This is a genomic window from Streptomyces sp. AMJ-169 (assembly GCF_055597585.1).
Window position 1 is genome coordinate 1 of sequence record NZ_JBVLTJ010000018.1, and the last position, 22,410, is coordinate 22,410.

27 protein-coding genes are annotated in these 22,410 nt (G+C 69.7%); 10 read left to right on the top strand and 17 right to left on the bottom strand.

Annotated elements, in window-relative coordinates:
• Nucleotides 1–468: 468 nt before the first annotated feature.
• The 3 genes from ACYUD3_RS33345 to ACYUD3_RS33355 form a co-directional block, all read right to left on the bottom strand.
• Nucleotides 469–876, bottom strand: a complete 408-nt coding sequence (locus tag ACYUD3_RS33345; RefSeq protein ID WP_470978400.1) for a hypothetical protein — start codon at nt 874–876, stop codon at nt 469–471.
• 301 nt (nt 877–1,177) lie between these two features.
• Nucleotides 1,178–1,915, bottom strand: a complete 738-nt coding sequence (gene rph, locus ACYUD3_RS33350) for a ribonuclease PH (RefSeq protein ID WP_470978403.1) — start codon at nt 1,913–1,915, stop codon at nt 1,178–1,180.
• Nucleotides 1,916–2,133: 218 nt separating this feature from the next.
• On the bottom strand, nt 2,134–2,367 hold the full coding sequence (locus tag ACYUD3_RS33355) for a PTS sugar transporter subunit IIB (protein ID WP_470978405.1): 234 nt from the start codon (nt 2,365–2,367) through the stop codon (nt 2,134–2,136).
• Between the two features lie 126 nt (nt 2,368–2,493).
• Between ACYUD3_RS33355 and ACYUD3_RS33360 the strand changes: the two genes are divergently transcribed.
• Nucleotides 2,494–3,798 (top strand): PTS transporter subunit EIIC, encoded by a 1,305-nt coding sequence (locus ACYUD3_RS33360; protein WP_470978408.1) that lies wholly within the window; start codon nt 2,494–2,496, stop codon nt 3,796–3,798.
• A gap of 71 nt (nt 3,799–3,869) precedes the next feature.
• Here the strand turns inward: ACYUD3_RS33360 and ACYUD3_RS33365 are convergent, their stop codons facing one another.
• Nucleotides 3,870–4,622, bottom strand: a complete 753-nt coding sequence (locus ACYUD3_RS33365) for an MBL fold metallo-hydrolase (protein WP_470978411.1) — start codon at nt 4,620–4,622, stop codon at nt 3,870–3,872.
• A 344-nt stretch (nt 4,623–4,966) separates the two neighbouring features.
• Between ACYUD3_RS33365 and ACYUD3_RS33370 the strand changes: the two genes are divergently transcribed.
• The gene (locus ACYUD3_RS33370) at nt 4,967–5,389 is read left to right on the top strand and encodes a type II toxin-antitoxin system PemK/MazF family toxin (protein ID WP_470978414.1); all 423 of its coding nucleotides are present in this window, start codon (nt 4,967–4,969) and stop codon (nt 5,387–5,389) included.
• A 7-nt stretch (nt 5,390–5,396) separates the two neighbouring features.
• On the opposite strand, the gene ACYUD3_RS33375 is transcribed toward ACYUD3_RS33370, so the two are convergent.
• The 8 genes from ACYUD3_RS33375 to clpS all read right to left on the bottom strand — a co-directional run bounded on the left by ACYUD3_RS33375 (nt 5,397) and on the right by clpS (nt 11,375).
• Nucleotides 5,397–6,347, bottom strand: a complete 951-nt coding sequence (locus tag ACYUD3_RS33375) for a PLP-dependent cysteine synthase family protein (RefSeq protein WP_470978417.1) — start codon at nt 6,345–6,347, stop codon at nt 5,397–5,399.
• Between the two features lie 7 nt (nt 6,348–6,354).
• Entirely contained in the window at nt 6,355–6,633 is a 279-nt protein-coding gene (locus ACYUD3_RS33380; RefSeq protein ID WP_470978420.1) for a MoaD/ThiS family protein, read from the bottom strand.
• A 92-nt stretch (nt 6,634–6,725) separates the two neighbouring features.
• A complete protein-coding gene (locus ACYUD3_RS33385; protein ID WP_470978423.1) occupies nt 6,726–6,821 on the bottom strand; it encodes a putative leader peptide in 96 nt (31 codons plus the stop codon).
• Nucleotides 6,822–6,905: 84 nt separating this feature from the next.
• Nucleotides 6,906–7,925, bottom strand: a complete 1,020-nt coding sequence (locus ACYUD3_RS33390) for a LacI family DNA-binding transcriptional regulator (RefSeq protein WP_470978425.1) — start codon at nt 7,923–7,925, stop codon at nt 6,906–6,908.
• Nucleotides 7,926–7,964: 39 nt separating this feature from the next.
• Nucleotides 7,965–8,387, bottom strand: a complete 423-nt coding sequence (locus ACYUD3_RS33395; RefSeq protein ID WP_470978428.1) for a M67 family metallopeptidase — start codon at nt 8,385–8,387, stop codon at nt 7,965–7,967.
• A gap of 168 nt (nt 8,388–8,555) precedes the next feature.
• Nucleotides 8,556–10,007, bottom strand: coding sequence for an amino acid permease (locus ACYUD3_RS33400; RefSeq protein ID WP_470978430.1), 1,452 nt, complete (start codon nt 10,005–10,007; stop codon nt 8,556–8,558).
• Nucleotides 10,008–10,392: 385 nt separating this feature from the next.
• Nucleotides 10,393–10,989, bottom strand: coding sequence for a DUF2017 domain-containing protein (locus ACYUD3_RS33405; protein ID WP_470978435.1), 597 nt, complete (start codon nt 10,987–10,989; stop codon nt 10,393–10,395).
• Between the two features lie 11 nt (nt 10,990–11,000).
• Nucleotides 11,001–11,375, bottom strand: coding sequence for an ATP-dependent Clp protease adapter ClpS (clpS, locus tag ACYUD3_RS33410; RefSeq protein ID WP_470978438.1), 375 nt, complete (start codon nt 11,373–11,375; stop codon nt 11,001–11,003).
• On the opposite strand from clpS, the gene ACYUD3_RS33415 reads away from it, so the two are divergent.
• Entirely contained in the window at nt 11,374–12,720 is a 1,347-nt protein-coding gene (locus tag ACYUD3_RS33415) for a nicotinate phosphoribosyltransferase (protein ID WP_470978440.1), read from the top strand. The genes clpS and ACYUD3_RS33415 overlap by 2 nt on opposite strands.
• A 312-nt stretch (nt 12,721–13,032) precedes the next feature.
• Nucleotides 13,033–13,620, top strand: a complete 588-nt coding sequence (locus ACYUD3_RS33420; RefSeq protein WP_470978443.1) for a nicotinamidase — start codon at nt 13,033–13,035, stop codon at nt 13,618–13,620.
• Nucleotides 13,621–13,642: 22 nt separating this feature from the next.
• Here ACYUD3_RS33420 and ACYUD3_RS33425 read toward each other — a convergent pair whose 3' ends face one another.
• A complete protein-coding gene (locus ACYUD3_RS33425) occupies nt 13,643–14,953 on the bottom strand; it encodes a hypothetical protein (RefSeq protein ID WP_470978727.1) in 1,311 nt (436 codons plus the stop codon).
• Nucleotides 14,954–15,122: 169 nt separating this feature from the next.
• Here ACYUD3_RS33425 and tgmA point away from each other — a divergent pair, with 169 nt between their 5' ends.
• The 3 genes from tgmA to tgmC are packed head-to-tail and all read left to right on the top strand — an operon-like array spanning nt 15,123 to nt 17,510.
• Nucleotides 15,123–15,389 (top strand): putative ATP-grasp-modified RiPP, encoded by a 267-nt coding sequence (gene tgmA, locus ACYUD3_RS33430; protein WP_470978446.1) that lies wholly within the window; start codon nt 15,123–15,125, stop codon nt 15,387–15,389.
• Between the two features lies 1 nt (nt 15,390).
• Nucleotides 15,391–16,356: an ATP-grasp ribosomal peptide maturase gene (gene tgmB / locus ACYUD3_RS33435; RefSeq protein WP_470978448.1), complete on the top strand. Its 966-nt coding sequence runs from the start codon at nt 15,391–15,393 to the stop codon at nt 16,354–16,356.
• Nucleotides 16,353–17,510 carry an ATP-grasp peptide maturase system methyltransferase gene (gene tgmC, locus ACYUD3_RS33440; RefSeq protein ID WP_470978451.1) on the top strand — a complete coding sequence of 386 codons (1,158 nt, stop codon included), beginning with the start codon at nt 16,353–16,355 and terminating at the stop codon, nt 17,508–17,510. Before tgmB ends, tgmC begins: the two co-directional genes overlap by 4 nt.
• 384 nt (nt 17,511–17,894) lie before the next feature.
• Here tgmC and ACYUD3_RS33445 read toward each other — a convergent pair whose 3' ends face one another.
• Nucleotides 17,895–18,104 carry a cold-shock protein gene (locus ACYUD3_RS33445; RefSeq protein WP_470978454.1) on the bottom strand — a complete coding sequence of 70 codons (210 nt, stop codon included), beginning with the start codon at nt 18,102–18,104 and terminating at the stop codon, nt 17,895–17,897.
• A gap of 435 nt (nt 18,105–18,539) precedes the next feature.
• On the opposite strand from ACYUD3_RS33445, the gene ACYUD3_RS33450 reads away from it, so the two are divergent.
• A complete protein-coding gene (locus ACYUD3_RS33450; RefSeq protein WP_470978456.1) occupies nt 18,540–19,685 on the top strand; it encodes a methyltransferase domain-containing protein in 1,146 nt (381 codons plus the stop codon).
• 44 nt (nt 19,686–19,729) lie between these two features.
• On the opposite strand, the gene ACYUD3_RS33455 is transcribed toward ACYUD3_RS33450, so the two are convergent.
• A complete protein-coding gene (locus ACYUD3_RS33455) occupies nt 19,730–19,942 on the bottom strand; it encodes a DUF397 domain-containing protein (RefSeq protein ID WP_470978458.1) in 213 nt (70 codons plus the stop codon).
• Nucleotides 19,943–19,945: 3 nt separating this feature from the next.
• Nucleotides 19,946–20,827 carry a helix-turn-helix domain-containing protein gene (locus ACYUD3_RS33460; protein ID WP_470978460.1) on the bottom strand — a complete coding sequence of 294 codons (882 nt, stop codon included), beginning with the start codon at nt 20,825–20,827 and terminating at the stop codon, nt 19,946–19,948.
• A 180-nt stretch (nt 20,828–21,007) separates the two neighbouring features.
• Between ACYUD3_RS33460 and ACYUD3_RS33465 the strand changes: the two genes are divergently transcribed.
• Nucleotides 21,008–21,454: an ATP-binding protein gene (locus tag ACYUD3_RS33465; RefSeq protein WP_470978463.1), complete on the top strand. Its 447-nt coding sequence runs from the start codon at nt 21,008–21,010 to the stop codon at nt 21,452–21,454.
• 233 nt (nt 21,455–21,687) lie between these two features.
• Nucleotides 21,688–21,948 carry a hypothetical protein gene (locus ACYUD3_RS33470; protein WP_470978465.1) on the top strand — a complete coding sequence of 87 codons (261 nt, stop codon included), beginning with the start codon at nt 21,688–21,690 and terminating at the stop codon, nt 21,946–21,948.
• Nucleotides 21,949–22,032: 84 nt separating this feature from the next.
• Here ACYUD3_RS33470 and ACYUD3_RS33475 read toward each other — a convergent pair whose 3' ends face one another.
• Complete coding sequence (locus ACYUD3_RS33475; protein ID WP_470978467.1) at nt 22,033–22,407, bottom strand: hypothetical protein; 375 nt, start codon at nt 22,405–22,407, stop codon at nt 22,033–22,035.
• Nucleotides 22,408–22,410: the final 3 nt, after the last annotated feature.

Consider the following 22,410-nt stretch of genomic DNA (forward strand, 5'->3'; position numbering starts at 1 on the left):
ACGGCACCGTCACCACCGCGGCCATCAAGCTATGGCTCCAGCCATGATCCGCCGGACAGAACCTAGGGGGCAGCCCTCACAGGGGCAACCCTGACGGGGACCAGCCCTAGGGGACGCGAGCCCTTAGGGGACGGCCCTGACAGGGACCGACCCTAGGGGGCAACCCTGACGGGGACCGGCCCTAGGGGGCGACCCTGACAGGGAGTGGCCCTCACAGGGACCGCCCCTAGGGGACGCGAACCCTTAAGGGGCAGCCCCGCTGGAACGCCGCCCTCCCCTTGCGCCGCCCCCCTCTTCAGCACCGCCCCCTTCGCCGCCCCCTCTTCAGCACCGCCCCCTTCGCCGCCCCCTCTTCAGCACCGCCCTCTTCCCAGCACCGCCCCCCTCAACACCGCCCCTCCAACACCGCCCCTCCAACACCGCCCCTCCAACACCGCCCCTCCAACACCGCCCCTCCAACACCGCCCCCTAAGGCGTACACACCTTCGTCAACTCCCCCGCCGCATCAGTGATCGGGCTCAGATCCGGCGCCGTATCCCCCTTGTCCACCGCCGCCCGCACATTCGTCACCGCCTCCCTCAGACTGTCGACCGCCTTGTTGACGTCCGCGTCGTCGGTCTTGTCGCCCAGGCTCCGGAGGTTCTTCTCGATGGTGTCGAGGGATTCGTCGATCTTCGTGGGATCGTCGGCGGCGCTGGACACCGCCTGCTGGAGGTCGGTGACACTGTCGGCCACGGTCTCGGCGGTCTGGACGCAGTCGAGCGCCTTGTTGACCGCGTCGCAGCCGGTCAGGGTGAACCCCGTGACGAGAGCCACCGCGAGAGTGGCGGCGGCGACGGCGGTACGACGGCCTCGGCGTCGACGGAACGCGGCCATGAACAGGGTCCTCCCTCAGTACCGGGCCCCCTCCCGGAAGCCCCAGTTGTCTCGAACTCCTCACCGAGAAGCCCCAGTTACCCCGGACCGCTCACCGAAAAGCCCCGGTTACCCCGGACCGCTCACCGAGAAGCCCCAGTTGTCTCGAACTCCTCACCGAAAAGCCCCAGTCACCCAGGACCCCTCGTCGAAAAGCCCTGGCGCCCCAGGACCCCTCACCGAAAAGCCCCCGTTGTACTGCCCAAGACGCGCCGAAAAGCGGCACGGTTGCTTCACCGTACCGCTTTTCTTGGGACTCTCTTTACCTTTCCAGGGTCCGCTCAAGTGCCGTGCGCTGCAAGGCCGCCAGGTCGGTGCAGCCGGAAACCGCCAGGTCCAGCAGGGAGTTGAGCTCGTCGCGGGCGAACGGCTCGGCCTCGGCGGTGCCTTGGACCTCGACGAAGCGGCCGTCCCCGGTGCAGACGACGTTCATGTCGGTCTCGGCGCGCACGTCCTCCTCGTAGCAGAGGTCGAGCAGCGGCACCCCGCCGACGATGCCGACGGAGACCGCGGAGACGGTCCCGGTCAGGGGCTGCCGGTTGGCCTTGACGATCTTCCTGCCCTGCGCCCAGGTGATCGCGTCGGCGAGGGCGACGTACGCGCCGGTGATGGCCGCCGTACGGGTGCCGCCGTCGGCCTGGAGGACGTCGCAGTCGAGGACGACCGTGTTCTCGCCGAGCGCCTTGTAGTCGATGACGGCGCGCAGCGAGCGGCCGATGAGGCGGCTGATCTCGTGCGTACGGCCGCCGATGCGGCCCCGGACGGACTCGCGGTCGCCGCGGGTGTTGGTGGCGCGGGGGAGCATGGAGTACTCGGCCGTGACCCAGCCCTCGCCGCTGCCCTTGCGCCAGCGGGGGACTCCTTCGGTGACGGAGGCGGTGCAGAAGACCTTCGTGTCGCCGAAGGAGACGAGGACGGAGCCCTCGGCGTGCTTGCTCCAGCCGCGTTCCAGGGTGACCGGGCGGAGCTGTTCGGGGGTGCGGCCGTCGATTCGAGACATGCGGACGAGCCTATCGGCACCGGAGGAAGGGGCTCCCCCCAGGCGGACACCCAGACCGGCGCCCAGACCGACACCCAGGCCGACACCCAGACCGACGCCCAGGCGAACACCCAGGCCGACACCCGGACCGGCATCCCGGCGAACGTCCCCGCCCGCACCCCCAGCCCCTGAAAGCACCGAGCCCCTCGAAAACCGGCGCCGCCCTCAGAAAACCGGCCCTACATCATGTCCTCGATCTCCGCCGCAATAGGATCCGCGTCCGTCCCGATCACCACCTGCACCGCCGTCCCCATCTTGACCACCCCATGCGCCCCCGCCGCCTTCAGCGCGGCCTCGTCGACCAGCGACGCGTCGACGACCTCCGTACGCAGCCGGGTGATGCAGCCCTCGACCTCCTCGATGTTCTCGATGCCTCCGAGCCCGGCGACGATCTTCTCTGCCTTGCTGGCCATGCGGTCTCCTCCTGCACAGTTGGCCCAACCTCGCGAGCGATCGCGCCGCGTGTCACGAAAAATGGCGACACAGCACCCCAATCGTCGAGAACTGGTCTACCTCACCTGACGGGCGGTCGCGAATCCATGAGCGAGTCCATGAGCGCCGGCGGCACGGTCGCCCCGACCCCCGGTCACACCCGCTGGGGCACCCTCTTCCAGGCCCTCCAGAAGATGGGCCGCAGTCTCCAGCTCCCCATCGCCGTGCTCCCGGCCGCCGGCATCCTCAACCGGCTGGGCCAGCCGGACGTGTTCGGGGCCGACGGGCTCGGCTGGACGAACGTGTCGAAGGTCATGGCCGGTGCGGGCGGCGCGCTGCTGGACGGTTCGCTGGGGCTGCCGCTGCTGTTCTGCGTGGGCGTCGCGATCGGCATGGCGAAGAAGTCGGACGGGTCGACGGCGCTGGCGGCGGTCGCCGGGTTCCTCGTCTACTACAACGTGCTGCACCAGTTCCCCATCGCGTGCGCGGGCGGCGCGAGGAAGGTCGCGGCCGGGTGCCAGGCGGCGGACGGGACGGTGACCGCGTTCAGCTACCAGAACCCCGGGGTGTTCGGCGGGATGGTGATGGGGCTGCTGGCGGCGTATCTGTGGATGCGGTTCCACCGGACGAGGCTCGTCGACTGGCTGGGGTTCTTCAACGGGCGGCGGCTGGTGCCGATCATCATGGCGTTCGTGGCGATCGCGTTCGCGGCGCTGTGTCTGTGGGTGTGGCCGCCGGTCGGGCGGGGTCTTGAGCACTTCTCCGACTGGCTGACCGGCGCCGGGGCCTGGGGCGCGGGGGTGTTCGGGGTCGCGAACCGGGCGCTGCTGGTGATCGGGCTGCATCAGTTCCTGAACGTGCCGATCTGGTTCCAGTTCGGGTCGTACACGAAGCCGGACGGGACGGTCGTGCACGGCGACATCAACATGTTCCTCCAAGGCGACCCGCACGCCGGGCAGTTCACCTCGGGGTTCTTCCCGATCATGATGTTCGCGCTGCCGGCTGCGGCGCTCGCCATCGCGCACACCGCAAGACCCCATCGCCGCAAGGAGGTCGGGGGTCTGATGCTGTCGGTGGCGCTGACCTCCTTCGTCACCGGCATCACCGAACCCATCGAGTACTCCTTCCTGTTCATCGCGCCGGCGCTGTACGCGGTGCACGCGGTGCTGACCGGTGTCTCGATGGCGGTGACGTGGGCGCTCGGGGTGCACGACGGGTTCAGTTTCTCGGCGGGGCTCATCGACTACGTCATCAACTGGAACCTGGCGACCCGCCCTTGGGCGATCGTCCCGATCGGCCTGTGCTTCGCCGTCGTCTACTACGTGATCTTCCGGTTCGCGATCACCCGCTTCGACCTGAAGACCCCGGGCCGCGAGCCGGAGGAACAGCACGAGGACGTCACCAAGGCCTGACCCCCCAGAAAGGCGAAGCGCCCGGGACCCTGAACCGTCCCGGGCGCCTCCGCCGAAAAGCACACACAGCCTCAGATCTCGTACGCCGCTCTCGGCGCCGCCAGATCGACCGGGCCGTCGTACACCGCGCGGGCGTCCGCCAGGTTGATCTGGGGGTCCGTCCACGGGGGGATGTGGGTGAGGACCAGGTGGCGGACGCCGGCCCTTGCCGCGGTCTCGCCGGCCTCGCGGCCGTTGAGGTGCAGGTCGGGGATGTTCTCCTTGCCGTGCGTGAAGGCGGCCTCGCACAGGAACAGGTCGGCGTCCTTGGCGAGTTCGTCGAGGACGGGGCTGACGCCCGTGTCCCCGGAGTAGGCGAGCGCGCTGCCGCCGTGCTCCACGCGGATGCCGTACGCCTCGACGGGGTGCGCGACGCGGTCGGTGTGGACCGTGAAGGGGCCGATGTCGAAGGTGGACGGCTTGACCGTGTGGAAGTCGAAGACCTCGCTCATCGAGGAGGCCGAGGGGGTGTCCGCGTACGCCGTGGTCAGGCGGTGTTCGGTGCCTTCGGGGCCGTAGACCGGGATGGGGGCGGGGCGTCCGCCGTCGTGCCGGTAGTAGCGGGCCACGAAGTACGCGCACATGTCGATGCAGTGGTCGGCGTGCAGATGGCTCAGGAAGATCGCGTCGAGGTCGTAGAGACCGCAGTGGCGCTGCAACTCGCCCAGGGCGCCGTTGCCCATGTCGAGAAGCAGCCGGAAGCCGTCGGCCTCGACGAGGTAGCTCGAACAGGCCGAATCCGCGGACGGGAACGACCCCGAGCAGCCGACGACGGTGAGCTTCATGATGCAGAAACCTCCGCTGGCTGGAACCGAGGGGACACCGGCGGGCGTCCGAGGCACCGAGGGGGACGGGTGCGCCCGGGGCCTGCCGGGTGGGACCGGCACCGCCGGGCCGCACAGGGCAGCTCGGGAGCGCCGCGTTTGCCGGGCCCGCGAGGGAGCGGGGAGCGGGCGTCGGGGGTCGTGCGGGTCCGTAGAGCGTAAGGCGCAAAACCCCCCTTCGGTCCTCCGCCAGGGGCCGTTGTGGGCGAACTCACCTGTGGTGTCACCGGTTCGGCTGGAAGTGGGGCGGGTGGGGATCACGAGAGGGCGCGCGGCGGGGGGCGCGCGCCGGTAACGTCGTCCCCATGGACACGTCCTGGTGGCTGGCGCTCGCGGCGGTGGTACTGCTCGCGCTGGTCGCCACGCTCGTCGACGGGTGGGGGCGGTCGGGGCGGCGGCGGTCCAAAGGGGTGGCGCGCAAGGCGGACGGCGGGGGCGGTCCGCGTCCTGCGGAGATCTGGTGGGCCGGCGATCACTCGGCCGGTGAACACCCTTGTCTGGTGCTGACGGTGCACGGGAGTTACATCACCGTCGCGCGGATCAGCGGGAAGTACCGGGACGAGCGGGCCGGGGTGATCCCGTTGCCGCCGGGGGCGGTGGGGGATTCGGGGGGCCGGCCGAGTTTCCTGGAGACCGACGAGTTGCGGCAGGTGCCGGTGGGTGAGTTCCGGCGGCGGGTCGGGGTGGTGGACCCGGTCCTGTGGGACCAGGTCCGTCACCTGCTCTAACGGATTCTCAGGCCCACAGCTGCCCCTGCACGGTGGCGATCGCCTCTTCGGTCGTCGCCGCCGTATAGACACCGGTGGAGAGGTACTTCCAGCCCCCGTCCGCCACGACAAAAACAATGTCCGCGGACTCGCCCGCCTGGACGGCCTTCCTGCCGACGCCGATCGCCGCGTGCAGGGCGGCGCCGGTGGAGATGCCCGCGAAGATGCCTTCCTGCTGGAGGAGTTCACGCGTGCGGGTGACGGCGTCGGCGGAACCGACGGAGTACCGGGTGGTGAGGACGGAGGCGTCGTACAGCTCGGGTACGAAGCCCTCGTCGAGGTTGCGCAGTCCGTACACGAGGTCGTCGTACCGGGGTTCGGCGGCGACGATTCGCACGTCGGGCTTGTGTTCGCGCAGGTAGCGGCCGACGCCCATCAGGGTGCCGGTGGTGCCGAGGCCGGCCACGAAGTGGGTGATCGAGGGGAGGTCGGCGAGGATCTCCGGGCCGGTCGTGGCGTAGTGGGCGCCCGCGTTGGCGGGGTTGCCGTACTGGTAGAGCATCACCCAGTCGGGGTGCTCGGCGGCGAGTTCCTTCGCGACGCGTACGGCGGTGTTGGAGCCGCCGGCCGCCGGGGAGGAGATGATCTCGGCGCCCCACATGCGGAGCAGGTCCCGGCGTTCCTGCGAGGTGTTCTCGGGCATCACGCAGACCATGCGGTAGCCCTTGAGCCTGGCCGCCATGGCGAGCGAGATGCCGGTGTTGCCGCTGGTGGGTTCGAGGATCGTGCAGCCGGGGGTGAGCCGGCCCTCCTTCTCCGCCTGCTCGACCATGTGCAGGGCGGGGCGGTCCTTCACCGAACCGGTCGGGTTGCGGTCCTCCAGCTTGGCCCAGACGCTGACCTCGGCGGACGGCGACAGCCGCGGCAGGCGCACCAGAGGGGTGTCGCCCACCGCGGCCAGCGGGGAGTCGTAGCGCATACCGGGATCAGGCCATGCCGCCGGCGACGGCCGGCAGGATCGTCACGGTGTCGCCGTCGGTCAGCTTCGTCTCGATGCCGTCCACGAAGCGGACGTCCTCGTCGTTGAGGTAGACGTTGACGAAGCGGCGCAGCTTGCCGTCGTCCACGATCCGGGCCTGGATGCCCGTGTGCCTGCTCTCCAGGTCGGTGAACAGCTCGGCGAGGGTCTCCCCGGCGCCCTCGACGGCCTTCTGGCCGTCGGTGTACTGGCGGAGGATGGTGGGGATGCGGACCTCGATGGCCATGGCTCAGGGCTCCTGTCGGAAGGTGGGCGGCGCGGGACGTGCGAGGGGGGCGCCGAGGCCCTGGGGGGCGTACGGCGCGGGCAGGGCCGGCGTCAACAGATGGCGGTGGCGCACCTGCACAGGTCGACGTGCAGCCGCGCCACGAGCAGCTCGCCCGGCGTCCTCGTGCTCACGTCGTTCACAACCATGGGCTCATCGTATCGATTCCCGTCCGCCCCCCGGGAAGACGTGACCACATGACGGACGGATCGGGACCGGCAGTTGAGACGGTCTCACGCCGACGCGCGCCGCACCAGCCGGGTCGGCACCACCACCGACTCCCCCGCCACCCCGTCGTACGCCTCCCGGCACAGCAGTTCGGCCATCAGCTTGCCCATGCCCTCGATGTCCTGGTGGACGGTGGTCAGGGGCGGGTCGGTGGTCTCGGAGAGTGGGACGAGGTCGTCGAAGCCGGCCACGGCGACGTCCTCGGGGACTCTCAGCCCCCGCTCGCGCAGGACGCCCAGGACTCCGGTCGCCATCAGGTCGGAGGCGACGAAGACGGCGTCGAGGTCGGGCCGGCGCGCCAGCAGCACCTCCATCGCGCGGGCCCCGCCCTCCCGGGTGTAGTCGGCGCGCTCGACGAGCCCCGGGTCCGCCCCGGGGAGGACCTCCCGGTACCCGGCGAGCCGGTCCTCGGCGGAGGGCTCCTGGTCGTAGGGCCCGGTGACGGTGGCGATCCGCCGCCGGCCGAGCCCGGCGAGATGGCGTACGGCGGCCCGGGCGCCGCCCCAGTTGTCGCAGTCGACGTGCGGGTACCCGGCGTCGTCGCCGCCGGTGCGCGGCCGGCCGCCGAAGACGGCGGGCAGGCCGGTGCGGCCGATGAGCGCGCCGAGCCGGTCGTCGCGGCGCAGCGAGAAGACGACCGCGCCGTCGACATGGCCGCCGCCGAGGTAGTCGGCGACGAGGGTGTGGTCGCCGGGGTCGTCGAGGAACAGCAGGACGGGCTGGGCGCCGTGGGCGGCGAGTTCACGCCGGATGCCGCGCAGCAGGAGGTCGAAGAAGGGGTCGAGGAAGAGCCGGTCGCCGGGCTGGGTGGCGACGACGGCGACGGCTCCGGTGCGCCGGGTGACGAGCTGGCGGGCGGCCTGGTTGGGCACGTACCCCAGCCGGGCGATGACCCCGCGGACCTGTTCGGCGACCTCGGCGCGGACCTTCGGCGCCCCGTTGAGCACTCTCGACACCGTGGACCGGGAGACTCCGGCCCCGCGGGCCACATCTTCGATCGTGGGGCGCCGTGTCTGCGTCAACACCGTCTCCGCAAAGGTGAGTTGGCCGTCTTTGTACGGTCCTCAGTATGCCGCGACGACGCTGACTTCCTCCTCCGTGACCGCGCCCTCGACGATGCGGAAGGAGCGGAACTGGAAGTCTCCGCCGCCGTCGGTGTCGGCGGTGGAGACGAGGACGTAGTGGGCGCCGGGCTCGTTGGCGTAGGAGATGTCGGTGCGGGAGGGGTAGGCCTCGGTCGCGGTGTGCGAGTGGTAGATGACCACCGGCTCCTCGTCGCGGTCGTCCAGCTCCCGGTACAACTTCAGCAGGTCGCCGGAGTCGAACTCGTAGAAGGTGGGCGACATCGCGGCGTTGAGCATGGGGACGAACCGCTCGGGCCGGTCCGTGCCGGCGGGTCCGGCGACGACGCCGCACGCCTCGTCCGGGTGGTCCTTGCGGGCGTGGGCGACGATCTGGTCGTGGAGGGCCTGGGTGATGGTCAGCATGGGCGCCAGGATAAGCAGAAGGCCCCCCGGTACCGAGGGGTCGGTACCAGGGGGCCCACATCGCGGACGCCCTGAGCGGCGGCCGGGGTTCAGGGATCCACGAACAGCTCCCTGAACCCGGCCGGGCGTCCCTTAGGGGATGGCTCTTGAGCCTTAAGGGATGGCTTCTCAGCCCTTAGGGGACACCCCGGACTCCCGCTTGCGGAACGCGGCGGCCTCGGGGTTGCGCCCCTTCAGCACCCAGTACGCGACCCCGAGGATCGCGGCCCACAGCGGCGCGCAGTACAGCGAGACGCGGGCGTCCTTGTCGATGCCCATGAGGACGATGACCATGAAGATGAACGCGAGCGCGAAGATGCTGGTGTACGGCGCTCCCGGCGCGCGGAACTCGCTCTGCGGGAGTTCGCCGCGGTCGGCCTTGGCGCGGTAGCGCAGCTGGCAGACCAGGATGACGATCCAGGCCCACATGCCGGAGATGGTGGCGAAGGAGACGACGTAGTCGAACGCCTTGCCGGGCCACTGGTAGTTGATCCAGACGCCGATCATCATCAGCGCGGCCGAGAACGACGTACCGGCGAGCGGGGTGCCGCTGCGGGTGAGCTTGGTGAAGAACTTCGGGCCCTGGCTGTTGAGGGCGAGGTCGCGCAGCATACGGCCGGTGGAGTACATACCGGAGTTGCAGGAGGAGAGCGCGGCCGTGAGGACGACGAAGTTGACGATGCCGGCGCCGGCGGCGAGGCCCATCTTCTCGAAGGCGGCGACGAACGGGCTGACGCCGGGCGCGAAGTTGGTCCACGGCACGACGGACAGGATCATGATGAGCGCGCCGACGTAGAAGACGGCGATGCGCCACGGCACGGTGTTGATGGCCTTCGGCAGGACCGTCTTGGGGTCCTTGGACTCACCGGCGGTGACACCGACCAGCTCGACGGCGAGGAACGCGAACATGACCATCTGGAGGGTCATGAGGGTGTTGCCGATGCCGTGCGGGAAGAAGCCGCCGTCGTCCCAGAGGTGGCTGACGGAGGCGGTGTCGCCGGCGTCGGAGAAACCGAGGGTGAGGATGCCGGCGCAGATCAGGATCATGCCGATGATGGCGGTGACCTTGACCATGGAGAACCAGAACTCCAGCTCACCGAAGAGCTTCACGGAGATCAGGTTGGCCCCGTACAGGATGACCGTGAAGATCAGGGCCGAGACCCATTGCGGGACGTCGAACCAGTACGTCATGTAGGCGGCCGCGGCGGTGACCTCGGTGATGCCGGTCACGACCCAGAACAGCCAGTACGTCCAGCCGGTGACGAAGCCCATGAACGGGCCGATGAACTCGCGCGCGTACTCGGAGAACGAGCCCGAGACGGGCCGGTACATCAGCAGTTCGCCGAGGGCGCGCATGATGAAGAAGATGACGACGCCGGCGATGGCGTACGCCAGGATGAGGCTCGGGCCCGCTTTCGAGATGCCCTTGCCGGCGCCGAGGAAGAGGCCGGTCCCGATGGCGCCGCCGATGGCGATCATCTGGATCTGCCGGGCCCCCAGCTCGCGCTGATACCCCTCGCCGCCCTCGGTCCGCCCGGCCTCGTTGCCTTCGCGGTGCTGGTCGACCTGCGCTGAGGTCATGTGTGGTGCGCCTTTCTCCATGCCGATCCGGGCCTGATGGTCGGCCTCGGATCGGGTCTCGATCCCCCCGGAACTACTGGAGCGAGCGGGCCGCGCGGGCCCGCTCATGCCTGGCCGGCGATCGGACCGGCTCGGTGGCGCACCCGGGGGACATGTGGATGGTGTTCCCCGGGCGATCGTGAAGATTTATCACGCCCGCAACAGAAAGACACCCCCTCAAAGTGACGCACGTCACAGGAAGAAGGGGGCAAAGGGGGAACTCGGCGATCAAGCAGGCTGGTCCGGTGACGTGATCGTTATCCGGATTTGAGCACGATCTGAGGGGGCCGGACGTTCCCGGAGCCCCCTCTTTCCGGACGGTCCGCGCATGAGCCCTTTCGGACGGTCAGCGCAGGAGTGTGCCGACCAGCGTCTCCTGGAGGCCGCCGAGCCAGAGGTAGGCCATGACCATCGGCTTGCGCGGGTCGTCGTCGGGGAGGCTGTAGAGCAGGTCGGTGTCGTTCTCGTCGGCGATGTCGAGGCGTGAACCGATCGCCAGGCGGAGGTCGTTGAGGGTGCTCAGCCACTGCCGGGACTCCTGCGGCGCCAGCGTGAGCACCGCGCCGCCGTCGCCGGCCGGGGTGAGGGCGTCGAGGGAGCGGATCACGGCGAGGGCGTTCCCGCGCTTGCCGGCCCGCAGGTCGTTCTCGGTGAAGCGGCGGAACTCGGCGGAGAACTCCCGCTGTTCGGCGGCCTGTTTCGGGGTCGCCTCGGGGTCGGTGTAGGCGTCGGGGAAGAGCCGGCGCAGCACGGGGTCGGACGGCGGCTCGGTGGGCCCCTCGGCGAACAGCTCGGCGAGCGGGTCCTGCGGGGCGTCCTCGGCGGGCCCTGGCCCGATCAGTTCGAGGAGCTGGACGGCCAGCGAGCGGATGATGGAGATCTCGACGTCGTCGAGGGCCACGGCGGCGCCGCCGGCGGGAAGGGGTTCGAAGTGTCCGGGCATCGGGGCTGAGGTTACTTCCGGTCCTGTTGAAGGGTGGCCCACAGGCCGTAGCCGTGCATCGCCTGGACGTCGCGCTCCATCTCCTCGCGGGTCCCGGACGAGACGACCGCGCGGCCCTTGTGATGGACGTCCATCATGAGCTTGGTGGCCTTGTCCTTGCTGTAGCCGAAGTACGTCTGGAAGACGTACGTCACATAGCTCATGAGGTTGACCGGGTCGTTGTGGACGATGGTGATCCAGGGGACGTCCGGCTCCGCCACGGCGAAGGCCTCTTCGGCCGCTTCGGTGCGTTCGATCTCTACGGGAGCGGGTGACGTCACAGCCCCATGCTGCCACGCGACCCTGAAATCGTCACACTGACGAGATGGGAGTACGATCGCGCTCATGAACCCTGCGGACCTTGGGCTGCCGGTCGACGTCCCGTCCACGGCGCTCTTCACGGACCAGTACGAGCTGACGATGCTGCGGGCCGCTCTCAAGGCGGGCACCGCCGGGCGGCGCAGCGTGTTCGAGGTCTTCACCCGCCGTCTGCCCGAGGGCCGCCGCTACGGCGTCGTCGCGGGCACCGGCCGGGTCCTGGACGCCGTCGAGAACTTCCGCTTCGACCCCGGCGTCATCGGCTTCCTGCGCGAGCGCGGCATCGTCGACGCGCGGACGCTGGACTGGCTGGCGGCGTACCGCTTCTCGGGTGACATCTGGGGCTATCCCGAGGGCGAGGTCTACTTCCCCGGCTCCCCCCTGATGCGGGTGGAGGGCACGTTCGCGGAGTGCGTGCTCCTGGAGACCGTCATCCTCTCGATCCTCAACCACGACTCCGCGATCGCGGCGGCGGCCTCCCGCATGTCCTCGGCGGCCGGGGAGCGCCCCCTGATCGAGATGGGCGCGCGCCGCACCCACGAGCTGGCGGCGGTGGCGGCGGCCCGCGCCGCGTACGTCGGCGGCTTCACGACCACCTCGGACCTAGCCGCCGGCTTCCGCTACGGCATCCCGACCGTCGGCACGAGCGCCCACGCCTTCACCTTGCTGCACGACAGCGAACGGGACGCGTTCCGGGCGCAGATCGACGCGCTGGGGGCGGGGACGTCGCTGCTGGTGGACACCTACGACGTGGCGGAGGCCGTGCGTACGGCGGTTGAGGTCGCGGGACCTGAACTCGGCGCGGTGCGCATCGACTCGGGGGACCTGCTGCTGGTGGCGCACCGGGTGCGGCAGCAGTTGGACGCGCTGGGCGCCCATGCGACGCGGATCATCGTGACGTCGGACCTCGACGAGTACGCGATCGCGTCGCTGGCGGCGGCGCCGGTGGACGCGTACGGGGTGGGGACGCAGCTCGTCACCGGCTCCGGGCACCCGACCTGCTCGATGGTGTACAAGCTGGTCGCGCGGGCGGAGTCGGGGGATCCGAAGGCGCCGCTGGTGCCGGTGGCGAAGCGGTCGTCCGGGGGGAAGACGTCGCTGGGGGGCCGGAAGTGGGCCGCGCGGCGGGTGGACGCGGAGGGGGTGGCCGAGGCGGAGGTGGTCGGGACGGGCCCGGTACCGGCCGAACTCGCCGATCGGCAGCTGTTGGTGGAGCTGGTCAAGGGGGGTGAGGTGGTGGCGCGGGAGCCGTTGGACGTGGTGCGGGACCGGCATATCGCGGTGCGGGAGGGGCTGCCGCTGTCGGCAACGCAGCTGTCCCGGGGGGAGCCGGTGCTGCCGACGGAGTATGTGTTGGGGAGGTCGGGTAGTTAGGCGGTTGTGCGGGCGGCGGGTCGGCGTTGGTAGGTCGGCGGGTTGGCGTCAGCAGGCTGGCGGGTCGGCGTCGGCAGGTCGGCGTCGGCGGTCCGGCGGGCTGGCGTCGGCGGGTCGGCGGGTCGGCGGGCTAGCGTCGGCAGTCGACGTCGGCGGGCTGGCGTCAGCAGATCGGCGTCAGCGGGCTGGCGTCGGCAGGTCGGCGTCGGCGGGTCGGCAAAATCGTCCGCTCGCTGACCGGTCCCCCTCCCCCACCGGCTCCGAAGTCTCTAGGCTCGTTCACTTCAACCCCACCGTCGAAGGACACCGCTCATGCGCCGCGCCTTGATCGTCGTAGATGTGCAGAACGACTTCTGCGAAGGGGGCAGCCTCGCGGTCGCCGGGGGCTCCGACGTCGCCGCCGCCATCACCGAGCTGATCGGCCAGACCGCCGGCTCCGGCTACCGCCACATCGTCGCCACCCGCGACCACCACATCGCCCCCGGCGGCCACTTCGCCGACAACCCCGACTACGTCCACTCCTGGCCGGCGCACTGCGTGGCGGGCACGGAGGGCGTCGGCTTCCACCCCAACTTCGCCCCGGCGGTGGCCTCCGGCGCGATCGACGCCGTCTTCGACAAGGGGTCGTACTCGGCGGCGTACAGCGGTTTCGAGGGGGCCGACGAGAACGGGGTCCCGCTGGCGCGGTGGCTGCGGGAGCGGGAGATCACCGAGGTGGACGTGGTGGGGATCGCCACGGATCACTGCGTGCGGGCGACCGCGCTGGACGCGGCGCGGGAGGGGTTCCGTACGCAGGTGCTGCTGGATCTGACGGCGGGGGTGGGGAAGGAGTCGACCGAGCGGGCGGTGGAGGAGATGCGGGGGGCGGGGGTGGAGCTGTCGGGGAAGCCGGTGGTCTAGCCTGCGGACGCTTGACGCGTGGTCAGGCGACGGCCTTCCGCCGGGCCAGTTGGCCTGCCCGCTCGTTCAGATCCCGGGCCTTCGGGTTGCCCAGATGCGGGCGCAGGCGACGGCGCATGATCGTGAAGTGCTCGTCGGCGCGGGCCGAGGACAAGGCCTCGTAATCGTCGAGGAAGGCGTTCCAGGTCTCGCACGCCGCCTCCAAGTGACCGGCTTCCAGCTGACGTTGGGCCAGCAGCCCGTTCGCGTGGGCACTGCCCTGTTTCTCGGTCGGGGGCCTGACCTTGTTGGACGCCTGCATGGCCGCGATCGAGCCGGGGACGTCGCCGAGGGCGTACAGGACGCTCGACACATGGAATTCGTACGCGGCCCGGTCGTAACCGCCGACCGCGTCCTTCCGGTTGTCGGCCTTCGAGAGGGAGTCCTCGGTCTCGCGCAGCCGGGTGAACGCGAGCCTCCGGTCCCCCACCAGGGCCGCCCCGTGGGCTTGTTGCCCACGCAGGAACGCCTGGAGCCGGGGGCCGGCCGACGGGGCGGCCTCGGCGGCGGAGTCGGCGAGTTCGAGAGCGTTGTTCGCGTGCTTCAGGTTGGCGGCCTGCAAGGCCATTCCCCGCAGGGTCCGGCAGTAAGTGACGTGGTCGTCCGCCGCTTTGGCCAGCCCGAGGGCCTGCCGGTAGTACCGCTGACCGAGCCCGTGCGCCTTCTCGTACATGGCCATCCACCCTGTGAGGTAGACCAGGTCCGAGGCGGCGGCCCGCATGTCCTTCCTAACCGCTTCCGAGCCGTCGGCCCGGAGGTAGGAGGCGACGGAGTTGACGATGAAGGCGGCGGCCATCGGACGGGCGTGCGCTCCGCCCAACTCGTCGAGTATGTCGGCGATACGGTCGGTCATACCGCGTACGACCGCCACCTCGCCGGGGCCGATCCGGACGGTCCGGCCCGCTGCCTGATGCTCCAGGCGGTCGAGGGTTTCATCGGCTTCGTCGAAGCGGGGTACCGCGAGGGTTGCCGAGTAGAGCGCGGTGGTGAGGACCGCGCGGCGCGATGGGTCCATGTCTGCCCTTCCGGTGTCGACGAGACCCTCAATGGTGTTGAGCGCGTACGCCGACACCACCTCGGTTCCGGCCAGGTTCGGCGCGGCGTCGAAACCGGCTTCCTCGAAGGTGACCGGTCGGCCGAGCCGACGGGCGAGCGCCTCAAGCACCGCCGGTCGCACGGCCTTCCTGGGGACGGCTCCGTTGAGCCAGTGGGCGACCGACGACTCGTCGTAGCGGAGGGTCAGGCCCTGCTCCGCTCCGATCCGGTTGACCGCCGCCGCGAACTGGCGGTGCATGAAGTCGCCTTCGTCCAGCAGTCTCGCCAGGTTCTCGTTCGGTCGGCCTTTGGGCACTGTCCAACACTCCCCGCACTAGCAATGTTCAGGTTTCCAGGTCCCAGAATGTCACCAACAGTACTGTTACGGCTACGAGTTGCTAGCCAGGCATCGATCTCGAAGGAGCAGTGTGCCCACTACCTCGATGGCGCCGTGGGGCGTACGCCGACTCTCGCTCTATCCGGACATCGTCCAAGTGCCCTACGTCCGGACAGAGTTGGACCCGGAGACCCAGACGACCCGCTACTTCGACGCGGACGGCAACCGTGTCGAGATGAACAAGCACGGCAGCGGAACGGCGACCGCCAACCAGACCTCGACATCGTCCGACAGCGGCGGCAACACCCCGCCCCCGCCCTCGGACCAGGACCTCACCGACGACAGCGACTCGGACTGACATGACCGACGCACCGGTTCTCGTCGTCACCGCGCTCGGTGACGTCACGGCAGATCTGGTGCTGGAAGAGCTCTACGGCCGGGGCATCCCGGCCGTACGGCTCGATCCCGCCACCGACTTCCCCCACACAGTCCGGATGAGCGCCCGGATCGGACAAGGTGCTCTCACCGGAGAGATCACCACCGCGACCCGGAATCTCGGCCTGTCGAACGTCCGCTCCGTCTACTGGCGCCGCCCGACTCCCTTCGACAAGCCGCAGCAAGCGGAGACTCCCGAGGGACGGTTCGCGATCGAGCAGTCGCGGCGCGGCTACGCGGGAGTCCTGCACGCACTCCCGGGGGCTCTGTACGTCAACCACCCCGCACGCAACCGCGACGCCGAGAACAAGGCGCTCCAGCTCGCCACCGCAGCCCGCTCGGGCTTCGCGCTCCCCGACACACTGATCACAGACGTCCCGGCGGACGCGGCGAAGTTCGCGGCCTTGCACGGGACGGTGATCTACAAACCCGTCCACCGAGTCCACCTCGCCTGCGAGGACGGCCGGAACAGAACCATCTGGGTGCGCGCTGTCCAGGCGGACGAGATCGACGACTCGATCGCCCTGTGCCCTCACCTCTTCCAGGCCTGCGTGCCCAAGGTCGCCGACATCCGCCTCGCCATGGTGGGAGACGAGGCGTTCGCGAGCCGTATCGACATCGCGGGCGACCACCTCGACTGGCGCCAGGACCAGACCCTGATCACCTGCTCCCCCATCCGCACACCTGGCCCCGTTCTCGACGCCGCGCGAGCCTTCCTCCACACGTTCGGGCTCTACTTCGGCGCTTTCGACTTCGCGCTCGACGCGGAGGGCCGATGGTGGTTCCTCGAATGCAACCCGAACGGGCAATGGGCGTTCGTGGACGAAGCAACGACCCGCGCCATCGCGAGCGCACTCGCCGGCATCCTCCGGAAGGGCAACACCGTATGACCCAGGAAACCTCGGCCGAGCTGCGCCGCCAACTCGTCGAACAGCTCGTCTCCGACGGCGAATTGCAAGACCCCGAGGTACGCCGAGCGGCCGGGACCGTCCCTCGCGAGGTGTTCCTCGGCAGCGCCGTCTACCAGCCGGGCAACTCCCCGAACGGCACGGTCTGGACGCCCGTCCGCCGCGCCGACGTCCCCGACGACGAATGGCTGCGCCTCACCTACCAGAACCAGACATGTATCACCCAGATTGACGGCGTACTCGCCGAGGACGCCTCCGGCCCCGTCCTGGGAAGCCCGACCTCCTCCTCGACCCTGCCTGGCCTCATTCTGTGGATGATCGAGCAGGCAGGTATCGCCCCCGGCAAACGCGTACTGATCATCGGCACCGGCACCGGCCTCTCCACCGCCTACATCAGCGAGATCACCGGCGAGAAGAACGTGACCTCGGTCGAGACCGACCCCGAGGTGGCGGAGCGCGCTCGCAAGGCACTCGAAAAAACCGGTCACGCCCCGACCCTCATCACAGCCGACGGCCTGCGCGGCCACCCCGAGGCGGCTCCGTACGACGTCATCATCGCGTTCTGTTCGATGAGGTACGTCCCGTACACGCTCCTGCGCCAACTCACCCCCGGCGGCACACTCCTCGTCACCCTCACCGGCTGGAGCTACGCGCACGGCCTCATCCGTCTCACGACCGACGAAACCGGCGGCGCGGAGGGCCGCTTCCTCCCCGGCTACACCTCGTTCATGATCGCCCGCACGCACGACCGCCCGCCGCATGGCGTGTTCGACGCACTGCCTGGCGACGAACGCCCGAGCCACATCGACCCCGCTCTCATCGACGACTGGACCGGCCGGTTCGTCGCCCAGCTCGCCGTACCTTCGGCGGAACGCCTGGGCGCGGGAGCCGGACAGACGCTCCTCGACATCGCCACCGGCTCACAGGCGAGGACCCGGGCCGCCGACAACGGCGAAGGCTGGACGGTGACCCAGCGCGGCCCGCTCAGCCTCTGGGACAGCGTCGAGGACGCGATCATCACCTGGCAGAACCACGGCTCCCCGCACCTCTCCGCATTCGGCCTGACCATCACCGGGAACGGCCAAAGGGTCTGGCTCGGCGAACCGGACGGGGCGAGTTGGGCGCTGCCGGTCTAGGGGCGGGGGCGCAGACCTGCCGGAAAGGGAGCGGCGACCGGAGGCTTCCCTTTCGGGGCGGTTGTCAAGCCTTGCGGGCGATGGGCATCCTCGGCGGGAGGTCGGGTGGGCTGGGCGGCTTCTGCCAACTGAGGTGCGTTTTCAGTGCCGTTGCAGCCCTGTAACGAGATTTCGGCCAAGGGACGGCGTTCTGTGCGGGCCCGGGTGCAGCAGGCGGCGCCCCCGGATCGGGGGGGCCGAGAAGGGCTGTGCGTGGAGGGCGCGTTGAGCTCGGGCGTCGTAGATCGGATGAGTCCGCAGACCCGAGGGCACGCAGAAGGGGGAGCCGCCGATTGTCGCGGGGCTCCCCCTTTTGTTCTGGGTGACGCAAGTTTTCCAGGTGGCTCAGGCGAGGGTGACGACGTTCTCGGCCTGGGGGCCCTTCTGGCCCTGGGTGACGTCGAACTCGACGCGCTGGTTCTCGTCGAGGCTGCGGAAGCCGTTGCTCTGGATCGCGGAGTAGTGGACGAAGACGTCGGCGCCACCGCCGTCCACGGCGATGAAGCCGAAGCCCTTCTCCGCGTTGAACCACTTGACGGTGCCCTGCTGCGCCATGGTCGGCCCTTCTGCCTGCTGATCGCTGTCACTGTGTGCCTGCCGATCATGCCCCTGCGTTCCGGTGCAGAAACCTGTCTGCGGGGGGTGGGGTTCGCCTTGTCCCGGCGCGGGAGGCGTCGGCGGCGGCGGCGCGGCCGTGCGGAATCGCGCAATCGGCATGTCCGGTGCCGTGCGCGGACCGTTGAGGTGGGCGGTGTGGTGAGCGGCGCGACGGACGGTGCGGTGAGCGGTCGTGCGGCGGGGGCCAACACCCCGTACGTATGCGGGTGTTCGGGTTCTCCGCATGTCGACTTGTCACCAACAGTACTGTCGCGGCTACGAGTTACGTCCGGATGCCGGGAATCGAGGTGTCCGGGCGGCTCGTCGGTATCGATCCCGGAGGAGCAACGTGCCCATCGCTGCGACGACGCCCCGGCGGAAGAGCGACACCGTATGACCCGGGAGACCGCCGCCGACCTGCGCCGCCGGCTCGTCGAACAGCTCGCCGCCAAGGGGGAGTTGAGGGATCCCGAGGTGCTGCGGGCCGCCGGGGCCGTACCGAGGGAGGTGTTTCTCGGCGGCGCGGTCTACCTCCCGGACGGGCCCCTCTGGACGCCCGCCCACCGCACCGAGGTCCCCGAGAGGGAGTGGCTGCGGCTCGCGTACCGGGACCGGACGTGGGTGACGCAGGTGGACGGCGTGCCGGCGGAGGATGCCGGCGGTCCCGTACCGGGGCGCCCGGCCTTCGCTCCGACTCCGCCGGGCACGGTCCTGCGGATGCTGGAGCAGGCCGGTGTCGCGGCCGGGAAGCGGGTGCTGGTGATCGGCACGGGGACCGGGCTTTCCACCGCGTACGTCTGTGAGGTGGCGGGCGAGAAGTACGTGACGTCGGTGGAGGCCGATCCCGGCGCGGCGGGGCGGGCGCGGGGGGCGCTCGACGAGGCGGGGTACGCGCCGGCGCTCATCGTCGGCGACGGTCTGTGCGGGTGTCCCGAGGGGGGTCCGTACGACGTCATCCTCGCGTTCTGCGCGGTGCGGTATGTGCCGTACGGGTTGCTGCGGCAGCTTGCGCGGGGTGGGGTGCTGTTGGTCGCGCTGTCGGGGTGGGGTGGGGCGTGCGGGCTGATTCGGCTGGGGGTCGATCGGAACGGGGTCGCGGAGGGGTACTTCCTGCCGGACAACTCCTCGTTCCCACTGGCCCGTTCACATGCCTGTCCGCCGCGGGGAGAGCCGCGTACGCTGCCCGCCGAGGAGCGCCCGAGCGAGATCGACCCCGCCCTCCTGGACGACCGAACCGGCCGCTTCGTCGCCCAGTTGGCGGCCCCTTCGGCGGAGCGGTCCGGCTCGGGCAGCGGTCAAGTCCTCCTGGACGCCGGCACCGGATCATCCGCGCGGACTCGGATAGTGGGCAACAGGGAGGGATGGTTGGTGAGCCAGCGGGGCCCGCTGCACCTGTGGGACACCGTGGAGGAGTCGGTCCTGACGTGGCAGGAGCATGGGTCGCCGGATCTGCATGAGTTCGGCTTGACGGTGACGGAGGACGGGCAGCGGGTTTGGCTGTGCGAACCGGATTGTGTGGGGTGGGAGTTGCCGGGTTAGGGGGAGCCTCTGGTTGGGGGCTCCCCCTTGGGGGCGGCAGGGTGTCAGAGGGCGGCTGACTTGAGGGCCGTGATCAGGGCGGTCACCTGACGCCGGGAGTGGAGGATGGCCGGGCCGTCGGGAGCTTTGCTGTCCCTGATCGCGATGACGCCGTTGTACTGGGCGAGTTCGACACAGTCGCCGTTGTGTCCGCTGGCTGAGGCCTTCCGCCACGTGACGTCTATCGTGGAAGCGTTCGCAATGCTGTGCTGCGACATCTCCTACCCATCCTTGCGGTAATCGTTGAAGTAACGCTCGATCACGTTCATCGACTCCGGGCCCCGGAGCGAGTCCGTCATCATCAGGCGCTTGAAAAGCCTGCTGTACTGCTGCACTTGTTCGGTCTCCTCCAGGAACCTGGTGCCGGTGAAGCCTTCCAGGTAGACGATGTCCGGCTCCCAGCGCTGCGGGAACGAGAGGATGACGAACGCGCCGAACAGGGCCGCATGAGAAGCCGACTCTTCCGGCAGCACATGGATATTGATCGTGCTGGGATAATCCTTGGCCATGTCCAGCAAGTGTTCAAGCTGCGCGGCCATCACCCCCGGTCCGCCGACCACATGCCGGAACACCGACTCCGAGATGACGCCCCAGAAGACCAAAGGGCGTGGCCGGTCGAACACCTCTCGCCGCCTGTCCCGGACTTCAAGCTGATCGTCCCGGTCGGTCGCTTCCGGTCGCTGCTGATCGAAGACGGCCGCCGCGTAATCGTGTGTCTGCAACAGGCCGGGGAACAGCATCGCCTGAGCGTTGTGCATCTCCGCAGCATCCGACTCGTAGCCGATGAAGTCGGCGTACATAGGGCTCACGACCGAGCGGATGTCGGTCTCCCACCCCCGCACATTCCCCCGCCGCCGCAAGTCGACGACATACCCGCGCAAGCTCCGATCCCCGGTCTCGTACAAGTCGAGCAGCAGCTCCAAGTCCGCCTCGCTGATGCCCAGGCGGCCCGACTCGATGCGGCTCAGCTTCGACTCCGGCCAGCCGAGTTCGGCGCAGATCGCCGCTTGGCTCCCCCTCAGCCCCTCTTCGCGCATCCCCCGCAGGATCGATCCCAGCCGGACCTGTCGCGCGGTCGGCTGCAACACCCGGCGCGTCGCCATGACTTTGCCCCCCTCTCCGTGGTCTGACCAGCGATAGCAGACGCCGGAGCGCTCCCACACCATACAACTCAGCACTCACTCAAACGAGGGAAATCATCACGCTAGGTTGCGCTCGGCCATGTTGAGGATACAACCTTGTAGCTATCCGCCAGTGCTTCGCACTACGAAGGGACATCACCTGTGTCCGAAACCTTCGCCACCTACCTCTACCCCACCACCAAACTCACCGTCAGCCGCGCCCGCATCGACTGCCGGGACTTCCTCTCCCACTGCGGCTACCCCAGCAACGACACGTTCGCCAATGAACTCACGCTGATCGTGGATGAGTTGGTCACCAACGCCGTCACGCACGGCCGGGTGCCCGGCACCACCGGCCGGCAGATCCGGCTGACCCTCACCCGGATCGACGACCACTTCCGCGTCGAGGTCCGGGACGGCCAGAGCGACAAGATGCCCGAGCTGCGCAAGCCCGAGCCGGACTGCATCGGCGGACGCGGGCTCACCCTCGTGGACACCCTCGCCAGCACCTGGGGCGTCAACGACGAGATCATCGGCAAGACCGTATGGGCGGAGAAGAGCCAGCCATGCCCCAGCACCCCCACCCCCAGCATCCAGTCCGCCGGCTGATCCGGACGCTCACGGAAGCGTTACGGCGCCGCTTCCGCAGCCGTGCACGACGCCCCCCGAAGCCGTACGTCCACGACCCGTACGTCTCCCCCTTCCCCCATCCGGCCGACGAAGACCGCTGGAGCGGTGAACTCATTCCGTGTCCGCCCCGTGACATTGGGCAACCGCACCACCCAGGCGCCGCCCCGGCCGTACACCGAGGGCCGGCGCCCCGAGAGTCAGGGGAACCAACGGTGACCGGACCGAAGCCCACGGAGCCCCCTCAGGCGCGGCAGGACCGCCTCTACCGGGCCTGGCTGCTGCACGCGGAGGCCTGCAAGGGGTCGTGCAGACGGAAGGGCGTGGACTGCGCGAAGGCGAGCCGGCTGCGCGAGGAGTACAGGGCGGCCCAGGCGGCAACCCAGGCCCTGGCCAAAACCCAGGCCCTAGCCAAGGCCCGCGCTCAAGCCGGCACCCAAGCCACAGCCCAAACCCGCCCCCAAGCCCCCGGCTGAGCCGCAGCCCAGCCCCGCACGAGCCGCAGCCCAGACCTCCACCCGAGCCGCACCCCAGCCGCAGCCCAACCCCCGCTCACCCCCTCACCGCACCGCCCCCCGCATCAACGCCCTGATCGGATGCCACAACTCCATCGACACACCCCCGCCACTCCCAGCAGCCCCAGCGGAACCGGCAGCCCCGGCCCCGGCACCCCCCACCACCCCCGCCGCACTCCGCCATATCAGCCCATCCGGATGATGCAGCACCGCCGTGATCTCATCCGGCGTAGGCGGCGCCGAGTTCCCCCGCAGGTACACCGCCCGCAGCCCCAGATTCCGCAGCCGCGTCAGCGCCCGGGCCCGGTTCTGGGAGTGCACGAGGACCCGTACGCAGGTGTCCGCGCGGGCCGGACTCGGCAGGTTCAGGGCCACGACCACAGTGCCGGACGGCAGCTTGGAGAAGCCTCCAGTAGCCATGCG